Here is an 11,635-nt window from a genome sequence, read left to right as displayed (position 1 = left end):
ACGGACGTCCGGGGGCCTCATGGCGCAGGACAGGTCCAACGAACCGTGGCGGTACTCCGGCCCGGCAAGGGCGCGTTCGGCGCCCGGACACAGATCGCGAGCGGGTGGCAGCTGTACAAGAGACTGTTCTGAGACCCTCGGGCGTGGAACACCCGCTACCCCGCCGGAGGCAGCGCGTAGCCGGGGACCGACGGCCAACGCACCGTCAGGACCACCGAGTCCTCCTCGGCGCACCAGGAGTGGTCCACGCCCTCGCCCCAGACGACGTAGTCGCCCTGGTCGGCCAGGAGGACGCTGCGGTGGGGCAGTTCGACGCGGAAGCGGCCGCTGACGAGGAGCAGGAGGGCGGTGCGGCGTTCGCCGCGTACCCACTGGGCGCGCGCGTCGCCCTTGGGGTGCGTGCCCCACTTGATCTCCACGGCGGCACTGTGGCGCGGGTCGCCCGCCTCCTTGAAGTGGCCGAGCAGCCAGCCCCGGTCCAGTGCCGCGTCCGTGTCGGCGTTGCCCACGTACACACGTGTGTCCATGGGCGGGGACACTAACGTGCCGCCCCCGGCGGCCCCGTGATGGGGAACTCCTGGGCACCCAGCACGCGCAGGAGATCCAGGCGCTCGCGGGTGTCGGTGTCGGCGGGGGTGAGCACCAGGAGGTGCTGGCGCTGGTCGGGGGTGACGAGGGTTTCGCAGTCCATCAGGAGGGGGCCGACCCCGGGGTGCAGCAGGGTCTTGCGGTCGGCGCGGCGGACCGCCACCTCGTGTGCGGCCCACAGGCGACGGAAGTCGGCGCTCGCGGTGTGCAGTCGTCATCCGCACACCGGACGACAGCCGTCCGGGTCCTCCGTGACGTCTGGGGGGCAGTACCACGGCGGCCCGGAGCGATGGGTCCCGCGCCGCCCCGCGCGCCGACCGCGGTCCGGACGGGAGCGGGGCCCGGGGGGAGACCGGTCCGCGGTCGGCCGTGTCCCGGGCGCGGGAGCCGCGCAGGGTGACCACCCGGTGGTACCACTGGTACCGTGGGTGCCATGTCAGATCCGAAGGCGATGAACCTGCGCTTCCCCGACCCCGCGCAGCGGGCGGCCATCGCGGCGGCCGCGAAACAGGCGGGCGTCAGTATGCAGGAGTACATCCTGTCGGCCGCCTACGACCGCGCGACGGCGGTGGAGCGGCGGTTCCTGGCGGGCTTCCGGGCCTCCATGGACCACAGCGGCGCGGCCTTCGCGGCGGAGCCCAGCGCCGTCGACCCGGGCGCCGAGCGGCGGGCGGCCGAGCAGGACGCGCGCCGGGAGCTGGAGCGGCGGGAGCGAGGGCACGCCGCGTGACCCAGCCGGAACCGCCGCACCCGCTCGACGTCACGTTCCTGCTGCACGCCGCCGAACTGCTCGACGGCGACCCCCAGGTCGACGACTACGGGCCGCTGTACGCCGCCGTCGCCCGGGTCAACGCCCGCGCGATGGAGCGCGACATCTACGGCTCCCCGTACCTCAGGGCCGCCGCGCTGCTCCAGACCCTCGTGCGGCTGCCGTGCCTGGAGCACTCCAACGAGGCCTTCGCGTGGCACGCCGCCGAGGGCTACCTCGTCCTCGACGGGCACCGGCTGGACTACCCGCCCAAGGCGGCCGTCGCGCTGGTCCGCGACGCGGCCTCCGGAGCGCTCGGCGTCGCCAGGGTCGCCCGCCAGCTGCGCGACTGGGCCGCTCCCGACTGAGCCGGGGCGCGGGTACGCGGATCGGGTGAGGCGGTCGGGCCCCCGCCGCCCCCGCGCGTCGTGGCGGCGCCGCACGGGCGCGGCCCGGTGTTCTGCTGTCCGGTGCGGTCGCACTCCGCGACCGTGCCGGACGGCCGGAAGGGACACCATGGCGACGCAGCACCAGCTGGACGAGGCGAGGGTCGAGGCCTTCATGGAGAAGGCGCTCGGGGACCTCAGCGGCACGATGGCCGTCGGCCTGTGCCACCTGGGCGACCGGCTCGGCCTGTTCCGGCGCCTCGCCGGCCGGGGCCCCGCCAGCAGTGGGGAACTGGCGGACGCTCTGGGCCTCCACGAGCGCTACGTACGCGAGTGGCTGCGCGGCCTCACCGCGGCGGGCTACCTGGAGGAACCGGAACCCGGTCGGTTCGCCCTGCCCCCGGAGCACGCGCCCGCGCTGGCCGAGGAGTCGGGGCCGATGTTCCTCGGCGGCGTGTACCAGATGATGCCCGCCGCCCTGGCACCGTACGAGCGGCTGGCCGAGGCGTTCCGCGCCGGTGGCGGGGTGCGGCAGGGCGACTACCCGGACCCGCTGTGGGACGGCATGAGCCGGTTCACCGGCGCCTGGTTCGAGAGCGTGATGATCGACGACTGGCTGAGCACCTTCCCCCATGTCGTCGAGAAGCTGGAGCGGGGTGTCGACGTCGCGGACGTCGGGTGCGGCGCGGGCCGGGCCCTGACCGTGCTCGCCAAGGCGTTCCCCCGCTCGCGCTTCACCGGCTTCGACAACTTCCCCGCCCAGGTGGAGCGGGCCCGCGCGCACGCGGAGCGGTCCGGTGTCGCCGACCGCGTCACCTTCGCGACGGTGGACGCCGTCCAGGGGCTGCCCGGCCGCTTCGACCTGGTCACCACGTTCGACGTCGTGCATGACGCGGCCGACCCGCAGGGCCTGTTGGCCGCCATCAGGGCCGCGGTCAAGGACGACGGCGACTACCTGATGCTGGAGGTCAACTGCGCGGACCGGCCCCAGGACAACGTGGGCCCCGTCGCGTCGATGCTCTACGGGTTCAGCGTCTTCTACTGCATGACCACGTCCCTCGCCAGTGACGGCGCCGCCCTCGGCACCTGCGGGATGCCCGAGACGGTCGTACGGGACCTGACGACCCGGGCCGGATTCCGCGAGGTGGTCCGCTCCACGGCGGACGACCCCTTCAACGTCCTCTACGACATCAGGCCGTAGGGTCACCACTGTCGCTACACTTCGGCACCCCCCTCGCAGCACGCGTGCGCCAACGGCAGTCGCCGGGAAGGACAGCAACCATGTCCGACAGCACCACAGCAAGCAGTGACCTGGCATCGCAGTACGCCGCCCAGGTGACCGGTGACCTCGAACGCAACCTCAAGGAGCAGGAACGCGTCAGCACCGAGATCGCCGCCCTCCAGGAGCAGTTGCTCGGCCTCCAGCAGGACCACGCGGTCCTGGTGAACATGCAGCAGGCGCTCGGCGTCACCCGGACGGCCGCCGAACCCACGTCCACGGACTCCACGTCCACGGACTCCGCGTCCGCCGACCCCGCGCCCACCGTGCCCGCGCCCCGCCGCAGGAAGTCCGCCGCGTCCGGCAAGGACACGAGCAAGGACAGGAGCAAGGGCAAGGAGCGGTCGACGAAGGCCAGCGGTCCGTCCAAGCGCCGTACCAAGGCCGCCGCCACCCCGGCCGAGCCGACCGGACAGGCCAGGCAGCCCACCCTGATCGACCTCGTCCGCGACCACCTCGCCCGGCAGACCGAACCGCGCTCTGCGGCGGAGGTCACCGCCGCGCTCGGCGAGGCCCACCCGGACCGGAAGCTCAAGACCACCGTCGTACGCGGCACCCTGGAGACCCTCGTCGCCAAGAGCCAGGCCCAGCGCGGCACGCAGGGCCGGTCCGTCTTCTACACCGCCACCGACGGCGACCCGGCCCCGGGCGACGCCTCCGCCGCGGCGCGGGAGGAGACGGACACCGACCGCTGACACCGGCCGACCGGCGCACGCCCTCAGCGCGCCAGGAGGTCGACGACGCCGGTCAGGTCCTCCGCGCCGCCGCCCTCCTCCAGTCGGCGGCGCAGCAACGCGAAGTACGGCGTGAGCAGTTCGGGGCTGACGCCCTGCTGCTCCGCGGTGCTCAGGAAGGTCGGGGTGCCCGCCACCTGCATGGCGAGCGGTGAGACCACGCCCTGGGTGTAGTCGCCGCTCCGCAGTTGCGCCGCCGTCTGGTGGACCGCCGGTGCCATCGCCGCCAGCCAGTCCGCGAGCAGCGGCGCGAACGAGACCGGGTCGATGTCCTCCCGGCGGATCAGGGCGAAGGCGTGCGCGGCCCCGGCGAACATGCCGTACATGGCGCTCAGCAGGGCCACGTCGTGCAGGGCGGCGAAGCCCGGGTCCGCGCCGACGTAGGTGGTCGCGGCGGGCACGGCCAGGGTCTCCCGGTAGCGCTGGAACACGGCGTCCGAGCCGCTGTAGAAGACGTACGCGCCGGAGCCGGGGTCCCCGACCATCGGCGGTACGGCCATGATGCCGCCGTCCAGGTAGCGGGCGCCGCGCGCACGGGCCCACTCGGCGCGGGCGCGGGCCTGCGCGGGGGTGGTGGTCGTCAGGTTGACGAGGTCCCGGCCCGTCAGGTCGGCGTCGGCCAGGGCCTCGTCCACGGAGGCGTCGTCCAGCAGGCAGAGGACGACCAGAGGGGTCGCCGCGACCGCCGCGGCGGCGCTGTCCACGGCCCGCGCGCCCTCGGCGGCGAGGAGTGCGGCGCGGGCCGGGGTGCGGTTCCACACGGTGAGCGGGTGCCCGGCGGCCAGCCAGGCGCGGGCCAGCGCGGTGCCCATGGAGCCGAGGCCGAGGAGGGTGACGGGGGTCCTGGTGCCTGCGCGAGGAGTCTCAACTGCGTTGTCTGTCATGCCGATTAGGCTGGTCACCGGCCCGGGCGTGATCAAGTACGCACTTCGGAGTGGGTGCTTACCCGGGGGTGAGCGAGCAGGTCAGGGAGGCGGGGCATGACGACACTGAACCGGCCGGGGGCACCGGACGGGCACCTGTGCGGGATCGACGTCGCGATGGAGGTGATCGGCGGCAAGTGGAAGGTGCTGATCCTCTGGGCGCTGCGCGAGCACCCCGGCCGCCGCTTCGGGGAGCTGCGCCGACTGCTCCCGGGGATCACCGAGAAGGTGCTCGCCTCCCACCTGCGGGAGATGGAGGCGGACGGCGTCGTCCGCCGTGACGCGTACGACGAGGTGCCGCCGCGGGTCGAGTACGCGCTGACCGAACAGGGCACCCGCCTCAACGCGGCGCTCCAGCCGCTGGCGGACTGGGGGCGGGAGCGGGCCAACGCCCGGCGGACCGGGTAGGGGCGGTCCGGAGGACTTCCCGGCAGGTCGGCTCGTGTCTCCTCGTGTTCGGGAACGGCGGCTACTATGCGCTTGCGTGCGCGAGTGGCACTCGGGGGAGGAACGTTTGTTCAGCAGGGCCCGTAGGGGTGTGTCCGGGACGTCGGCCACCGGGAACGGTCCGTGGGGGCTGGCAGGGCTGCCGGACGGTGTGCGGCTGTACCGGCTGCGCCCGGACGGCTCCGTCGTCCTCGCCGACCGGGACGGCGCCCGCGACCTCGGGCCCGAGCGGGACCTCCTGCGGTTCATCGACGACGGGCAGTTCGCCCACTACCTCGTCGGCGACGCGACCACGTCCCCGCAGCGGCCCTCCAACGCCACCGTCAAACTCGGCATCGTCGGCCCGCGCAGCGCCTTCACCCCGCACGCGCACGGCGGCGAGCACTTCGTCCTGAGCCTCGGGTACGCGTCCTGCGGGCTGTACGACAGCGAGCGCGGCCGGGTGACCGAAGTGCCGCTCACCCCCGGTGAGCTGATCCGCATCCCGGAGATGATGCCGCACTCCTTCGCCAACCGGGACACCTCCCCGCTGACGATCCTCGCCGCCAACACCGGCTACGGCATCGACCACGAGGACTACGCCATCACCGCCCCGGAGGCCGACCGCAGGGCCGCCACCGCGCCGCACGACAGCGGCGCCAGCGCGCCCACCGGCACCCTCGCCCGCACCGACTACCTCGCCCTCGCCGCCGCCCTGCGCGAGATCGAGGACGTCCAGCGGGTGCGCGGGCCCGGTGCCACCACGGCACGGGAGCGGCTGGCGGCCCGGCTGCGGCGGCTCGCGCACGGATGGGAGAGCCGCCGGTGATCTGTCCGCACTGCGAGCGCTCGCTGCTGCGCCGGGAGCGCCCCGACAACGTCTGCGGCACGTGCGGGCGCCGCTACGCCCTGGACCCCAAGACCAACCCGATGCGGCTCCACGACCTCCGCGTCCGCCGGATCGCCGCCAAGATCACCCAGGACGGCCGACTGCCCTGCACCCCGGGTCAGTTGTGGTACGCCCTGTCCCGCACGTCGCTCCGGGAGACCCGCGTCGACCTGGGCTGCGCCGGTGGGCTGACGGTGGTCGGGCTCATCGTCGGGTTCGTGGGGCTGGCGACGGCGCCGGTCGTCGTGGTCGTCGGTGGAGTGCTCCTGGCCGCGGCCCTGGGCTTCGTCGTCGCCGAGGTCAGGGGGGTGGGCCGGGGGCGGCCCCGGCTCGACCGGGAGGCCTTCCGCGCCGGGCCGCTGGCGGACTGGCGGACCGTGTACGGCTCGCTGCCGCCCGGGGTCGTCGACGACGGCCGGTACCCGTCCCCGCCCGGTGGCCGGGCGGCGTCGCCGGACGGTCCGCTGCTGGTCTGCCCGGACCAGTCCGTCGCCGTCTTCCTCGACGCCGTGGGGCTGCCCGCCCGGTACGGCCTCACCCTGGTCGCCGCCCTCGACGACCTCGTCTCGCGCACCCCGGCGCCCGTACTGGTCCTGCACGACGCCGACGCCCGTGGCCTGAGCCTCGTCCACCGGGTCCGCGGCGCGCGACCGGGGCGGCCGGTCTTCGACCTCGGGCTGCCGCTCGACGCCGGGTACGGCAGCGCCAACGCGGTGCCCGTGCGCGGCGAGCCGCCGACCGCGAGCGTGATGGAGCCGCTCAAGCGCAGCGGGGAGTTCAGCCCGGAGCAGCTCGCGTGGCTCCGCAAGGGGTGGGGGTTCCCGCTGGTCGCGGTGGCGCCCGCCAAGCTGCTGGACGCCGTCACCCGGGCCGTCGAACGGGTCACCGCCCTGTCCGACCCCGAGCGGCGGCGCGCCGCCTCCGTGGGCTTCCTGACCTGGCCCGACGGAGGCGCCGCGTGAACCGCCCGCACTGCCAGACGGTGCTGCTCGCCCGGGCGATCGCCGTCGCCGCGCGCCGCGCCGCCGAGCCGGGCGGCATCCGCTTCACCGAGCGGCAGCTGTACTACGAGACCTGCCGCGTCCTGCGCCCCACGCCCGCGCCGCTGCGCCGTGTCGCGCACAGCCCGGCCCCGCCGCTGCGGCTGTCCCGGTTCACGGAGGTGCTGCGCGGGCTGGAGCCGGACGGGCTGCTGCCCGCGCCGACCGGCCCTGCCCCCACGCTCGGCGGGCCGGAACGGGAGCCGGACCTGCACGCCTACGGGCTGCCCTGGCTGCTGGTCTGCCAGGACCGCGCCATCGCCCACATGCTGCTGGCCAACCACGTCCACCTGGAGGCGGCGTGCCCCGTGCTGAGCGCCGCGGACGACCTGCCGCTCACCTCCGCCCTGGTGGCCGCCCTGGAGCGGGCCGGGAACGCCACCGTGCACGTGCTGCACGACGCCAGCCCGGCCGGAATCGCGCTGCCCGGCCGGGTCCGCGAGGGACTCGGGCCGGTGCCCGGCGTACGGGTGGCATCCCTCGGTCTGGTGCCCCGGCACGCCCGGGCCCTGCGGCTGGTGTCCGGGCGCGCACCCGGCCCGCTGCCGCCGCCGGGGCCCTGGCCAGCGGGGCTGCGCCCCGCGGAGGTCGAGTGGCTCGCCGCGGGCCGGTTCACCGAGGTCGCCGCGCTGCCGCCGGCCCGGCTGCTGCGCGCCGTACTGCGGCTCACCCGTGGCCCCCGGCCGCCCCGCCACTCGGTCTGGGGCGAACTGCGCGGCCTGCGCGCCGCGGGCTTCATGACCTGGCCCGACGCATGACCCGGCCGCAGCCCGTGGTCCCCGTATCCGAGTGCTGCCGACCCGAGGACCGAAGAGGATGACCCGCCCCCGCGACATCGGCTACACGGACGAACTGCTCGCCGACGGCAGCGTCCACCGCGCCTACGAGGACGGTCGGCAGGAGTGGCGCCGCCGCGGCCCGGACGGTGTCGTGCGCTGGCACGACGACGCGGACGGCTCCGGAACCGACGAGCTGCTGGGCTCCGGCGTCGTCAAGCGCGTCCTCGCCGACGGCACCGTGACCTACGGGCGGGACATCGGCTACGGCCGGACGCTGTGGGGCGACGGCCGCACCCTGATGGTCAACCGGACGTCCTTCGGCGGCCGGATGGGCGCGATCCTCACCGGCCTCGGGGTGACGGGACTCGCTGTCACGGCCGCCCAGCTCCCGCCGCTCGCCCTCACCCCCGAGGAGGAAGAGGAACTGCGGCAGCAGGCGCAGTCCACGTCGTCCTCCGGGGGCGGGGACCCCGGCTCCGCCGACGCCGACTGGGACGGCGGGGACTGGGGGAACGACGGCGGCTGGAGCGACGACGACTTCGGCTGAACACCCCCCGCACCACAGGAAAGGACTCCGCCATGGCGCGCTTCTGCGTCTGCGCCGCCTCGGAACCCGCACACCCCGGCGTGGCCGACGCGCACCTGGCCCGGATGGGCGCCCGGGTCGTCGCACCGGGACTGGGCCTCGTACCGAACGAACCCGGGACCGCCGAGGGCCCGTTCGAGGCGGCCGGGATGCGCGCGGTCGGCGAGGTCACGCTGCACAACCGTGCCGCGCTGCGCGCCGCGCTCGCCACCGACGGTGCGCCCGCCCCGTCCGGCTGCCGGGACGGTGAACTGCTGCTGCGCTGTTGGGCGCGGCTCGGCGCGGCGGGTGTCGCGCTGGCGGAGGGCATGTTCGCGCTGGCCGTCCTGGACGGCGCCGATCTGGTGCTGATCCGCGACCACGTCGGCGCGCGCACCCTGTTCCACGCCCGGGCGGACGGCGTCTGGGCCGCCGCCACGTCGCTGCGCGCCCTGCGCCGCTGGCCCGCGCTCGGCACGCGCGTGAACCTGTCGGCGGTGCGCTCCTTCCTCACGTTCGCCTACCTCCCGGGCGACGAGACGCTGCTGGAGGGCGTCCACGAGGTGCTGCCCGGCCGGGTGCTGCGGCTCGCGGCCGACGGCGGGGTGACCGAGACGGTGTACTGGGAGCCGCGGGAGCGGCTCGACGGGGCGTCCGACGCGGAGCCCGGCGGGCACGTCCTCGGGCTGCGCGCCCTGCTGGAGGAGGCCACGGCGCGGCGGCTGCCGGCGGCCGAGGCGGTCGGGGTGCTGCTGTCCGGCGGGATCGACAGCTCCCTGGTCACCGCGCTCGCCGCGAAGCTGCACGGCCACCCCGTGCACACCTACTCCATCAGCTTCGGCGGCGAACTCCCCAACGAGCTGGGCTACTCGGGCCTCGTCGCCGCCCACTGCCACACCCGGCACCGGGTGCTCACGGTCTCCGGTACGGCCGTCGCGGCGCGGCTCGCGGACACGGCGGCCCTGCTCGACAGCCCCGTGGGCGACCCGCTGACGGTGCCCAACCTGCTGCTGGCGGAGGCGGTCGCCGGGGACGGGCTGACGACGGTCCTGAACGGGGAGGGCGGGGACCCGGTGTTCGGCGGGCCGAAGAACCTCCCCATGCTGGTGCAGGAGATGCACGCCGGGTCGCCGGGCGCGGCCGGTACGCCCTGGTACGAGGACCGGGCCACCGCCTACCTGCGGTCGTACCGGAAGTGCTGGACCGACCTGCCGAGGCTGCTGACGCCGGACGCGCTCGACGCGCTGGGGTCCGCCCCGGCACCGCAGCGCTTCGTGGCGCCGTATCTGACGGGCCCGGACCGGATGCCGCACCTCCTCAACCAACTGCTCCACTGCAACCTGCGCACCAAGGGCGCCCACCACATCCTCACGAAGGTGGAGCGGCTGACCGCGTCGCAGGGCCTGGAGGGCCGGGCCCCGCTGTTCGACCGGCGGGTCGTCGACCACGCCTTCGCCGTGCCGCCGACGCTGAAACTGCGGGGCACGGTGGAGAAGTGGGTGCTGAAGGAGGCCGTACGGGACCTGCTGCCCGCGACGGTGGTGGACCGGCCCAAGAGCGGTATGCGGGTGCCGGTGCAGCAGTGGCTGGGCGGGCCGCTGCGCGAGCTGGCCGGTGACCTGCTGCTCGGCCGGGCCGCCAGGCGGCGCGGGTTGTTCCGGCCCGATACCGTCCGCACCTGGATGCGCGGCGAGGGCACGCTGCTGCCCCGGCAGGGCGGCAAGCTGTGGCTGCTGCTCACTCTGGAGCTGTGGCTCCGGGCGTACGACCTGTGAACCGGACCCGTCGTGGAAGCGTGGAGGCACCCGCACCGTGAAGACCACCCTCGTCGACCCCCGTACCGGCGCCGTGCGTGGCGCCGCGCCCGTCGCCCGGGAGGAGGAGGTGCGCTCGGCGGTCGCCGCGGCCCGCGCGGCGGCGCCCGGCTGGGGCGGCCTCACCCCCGGGGAGCGGGCGCGGCGGCTGGAGCGGCTGGCCGCGCTGGTGACGGAGCACGCCGCCGCCTACCGGGCGCGGGAGGCGGCCGGGACCGGCAAGCCGGACACGGAGACGGCGGGCGAGGTGGAGCAGGTCGCGGACCTCTTCCGGTTCTACGCCGGTGCCGTCCGCGCGCAGTCGGCCCCGGCCGCCGGACGGTTGGTGGAGGGGCACGAGAGCTGGGTGCGGTGGGAGCCGTTGGGTGTGGTCGGGGTCGTGGTGCCGTGGAACTACCCGCTGATGATGGCCGCCTGGCGGTGCGCGCCCGCGCTGGCCGCCGGGAACGCCGTGGTGGCCAAGCCCGCCGAGACCACCCCCGACACCCTGGAACTCCTCGCCGGACACGCCGCCGAGGCACTCGGCCCCGACGTCCTCACCGCCCTGCCCGGCGACCGGGAGACCGGTCGGCTGCTGGTCGGGGCCGACGTCGACATGGTCGCGTTCACCGGTAGCGCGGCGGCCGGGGCGGACGTGGCGGCACGGGCCGCCGGGCGCCGGATCAGCCTGGAACTCGGCGGCAACTCCCCCGCGCTGGTGCTGCCCGACGCACCCGACGACACCTGGACGCAGCTCGCCCGCGCCTGCGTCTACAACGCCGGTCAGAGCTGCGCCGCCCCGGCCCGGGTCATCACCCTGGACGCGAACTACGAGACGACCGTGGCGCACCTGGCCGCCGCGGCCCGGGAGTGCCTGGCGGGACGGGACTTCGGCCCCCTCAACAGCGCCGACCAGCTGGCCCGCTACGACGACATCGTCCGGCGGTCGACGGCGGGGCGGCACCTCGTGGCGGACCTCGCCCCCGGGGCCGGTGAGGAGGACGGCTTCTGGCGTCCCGCGCGAATCCTGGCCGACCTGCCGGACGACGATCCCGCAGTGCTGGAGGAGGTCTTCGGCCCGCTGCTCACCGTACAGCGGGCGGCGGACCTGGACGCGGCCGTGGCCCTGGCCAACGGGGTGCCGCAGGCGCTGGCGTCGAGCGTGTGGACGCGGGACCTGACCACCGGCCTGGACCTCGCCGGGCGGCTGGACGCGGGAGAGGCGTGGCTCAACTGCCACCTCGTGCAGACGGCGGAACTCCCCCACGGCGGCCGTGGCGCCTCCGGCCACGGCACCGACCTGAGCACGCTGGCCCTGCACGAGTACCAGCGCCCCAAGACGGTCACCGCGCGCCTGGTCCGACGGCTGGTCTGAGGCGCGCGTACGGGCCCTAGTAGGGCTTGGTCAGGTTCGTATCAGTGTGGGTATGTCGCGGTGGCAGGTGGGGCAGGCGCCGGTCCAGGTGGCCAGGAGTGTCTGCAGTT

Annotated in this window: 13 protein-coding genes and 1 pseudogene; 11 read left to right on the top strand and 3 right to left on the bottom strand. The window is 75.2% G+C overall.

The window, feature by feature from the left end:
- Positions 1 to 155 precede the first annotated feature (155 nt).
- Together ABZ659_RS30075 and ABZ659_RS30070 are read right to left on the bottom strand one after the other, a co-directional pair.
- Positions 156 to 527, bottom strand: a complete 372-nt coding sequence (locus ABZ659_RS30075) for a signal peptidase I (protein WP_360226017.1) — start codon at positions 525 to 527, stop codon at positions 156 to 158.
- 11 nt (positions 528 to 538) lie between these two features.
- Positions 539 to 790: pseudogene (locus ABZ659_RS30070) on the bottom strand (transcriptional regulator); the annotation flags it as partial.
- Positions 791 to 1,021: 231 nt separating this feature from the next.
- Here ABZ659_RS30070 and ABZ659_RS30065 point away from each other — a divergent pair.
- The 4 genes from ABZ659_RS30065 (at position 1,022) to ABZ659_RS30050 (ending at position 3,696) form a co-directional block, all read left to right on the top strand.
- On the top strand, positions 1,022 to 1,318 hold the full coding sequence (locus ABZ659_RS30065) for a DUF1778 domain-containing protein (protein WP_360226014.1): 297 nt from the start codon (positions 1,022 to 1,024) through the stop codon (positions 1,316 to 1,318).
- Entirely contained in the window at positions 1,315 to 1,704 is a 390-nt protein-coding gene (locus tag ABZ659_RS30060) for a fic family toxin-antitoxin system, toxin component (protein WP_360226012.1), read from the top strand. Before ABZ659_RS30065 ends, ABZ659_RS30060 begins: the two co-directional genes overlap by 4 nt.
- Positions 1,705 to 1,852: 148 nt before the next feature.
- Positions 1,853 to 2,923, top strand: coding sequence for a methyltransferase domain-containing protein (locus ABZ659_RS30055; RefSeq protein ID WP_360226009.1), 1,071 nt, complete (start codon positions 1,853 to 1,855; stop codon positions 2,921 to 2,923).
- Positions 2,924 to 3,003: 80 nt separating this feature from the next.
- Complete coding sequence (locus ABZ659_RS30050) at positions 3,004 to 3,696, top strand: hypothetical protein (protein ID WP_360226006.1); 693 nt, start codon at positions 3,004 to 3,006, stop codon at positions 3,694 to 3,696.
- A 23-nt stretch (positions 3,697 to 3,719) separates the two neighbouring features.
- On the opposite strand, the gene ABZ659_RS30045 is transcribed toward ABZ659_RS30050, so the two are convergent.
- A complete protein-coding gene (locus tag ABZ659_RS30045; RefSeq protein WP_360226003.1) occupies positions 3,720 to 4,619 on the bottom strand; it encodes an NAD(P)-binding domain-containing protein in 900 nt (299 codons plus the stop codon).
- A gap of 96 nt (positions 4,620 to 4,715) precedes the next feature.
- Between ABZ659_RS30045 and ABZ659_RS30040 the strand changes: the two genes are divergently transcribed.
- The 7 genes from ABZ659_RS30040 (at position 4,716) to ABZ659_RS30010 (ending at position 11,525) form a co-directional block, all read left to right on the top strand.
- Complete coding sequence (locus ABZ659_RS30040; RefSeq protein ID WP_360226000.1) at positions 4,716 to 5,066, top strand: helix-turn-helix domain-containing protein; 351 nt, start codon at positions 4,716 to 4,718, stop codon at positions 5,064 to 5,066.
- 130 nt (positions 5,067 to 5,196) lie between these two features.
- Complete coding sequence (locus tag ABZ659_RS30035; protein WP_360225997.1) at positions 5,197 to 5,913, top strand: cupin domain-containing protein; 717 nt, start codon at positions 5,197 to 5,199, stop codon at positions 5,911 to 5,913.
- Positions 5,910 to 6,935, top strand: coding sequence for a hypothetical protein (locus ABZ659_RS30030; protein ID WP_360225994.1), 1,026 nt, complete (start codon positions 5,910 to 5,912; stop codon positions 6,933 to 6,935). The genes ABZ659_RS30035 and ABZ659_RS30030 overlap by 4 nt, the downstream gene beginning before the upstream one ends.
- Positions 6,932 to 7,771 (top strand): hypothetical protein, encoded by an 840-nt coding sequence (locus ABZ659_RS30025; protein WP_360225991.1) that lies wholly within the window; start codon positions 6,932 to 6,934, stop codon positions 7,769 to 7,771. Before ABZ659_RS30030 ends, ABZ659_RS30025 begins: the two co-directional genes overlap by 4 nt.
- Before the next feature lie 58 nt (positions 7,772 to 7,829).
- Positions 7,830 to 8,339: a hypothetical protein gene (locus ABZ659_RS30020; protein WP_360225988.1), complete on the top strand. Its 510-nt coding sequence runs from the start codon at positions 7,830 to 7,832 to the stop codon at positions 8,337 to 8,339.
- A gap of 32 nt (positions 8,340 to 8,371) precedes the next feature.
- Positions 8,372 to 10,132 (top strand): asparagine synthase-related protein, encoded by a 1,761-nt coding sequence (locus tag ABZ659_RS30015; RefSeq protein ID WP_360225985.1) that lies wholly within the window; start codon positions 8,372 to 8,374, stop codon positions 10,130 to 10,132.
- A 37-nt stretch (positions 10,133 to 10,169) separates the two neighbouring features.
- Positions 10,170 to 11,525, top strand: a complete 1,356-nt coding sequence (locus ABZ659_RS30010; RefSeq protein WP_360225982.1) for an aldehyde dehydrogenase family protein — start codon at positions 10,170 to 10,172, stop codon at positions 11,523 to 11,525.
- The last annotated feature ends 110 nt before the right edge of the window (positions 11,526 to 11,635 follow it).

It is taken from the genome of Streptomyces sp. NPDC006997 (assembly GCF_040635175.1).
Taxonomy (GTDB): Bacteria; Actinomycetota; Actinomycetes; order Streptomycetales; family Streptomycetaceae; genus Streptomyces.
This window is presented reverse-complemented; position numbering and strand designations above follow the sequence as displayed.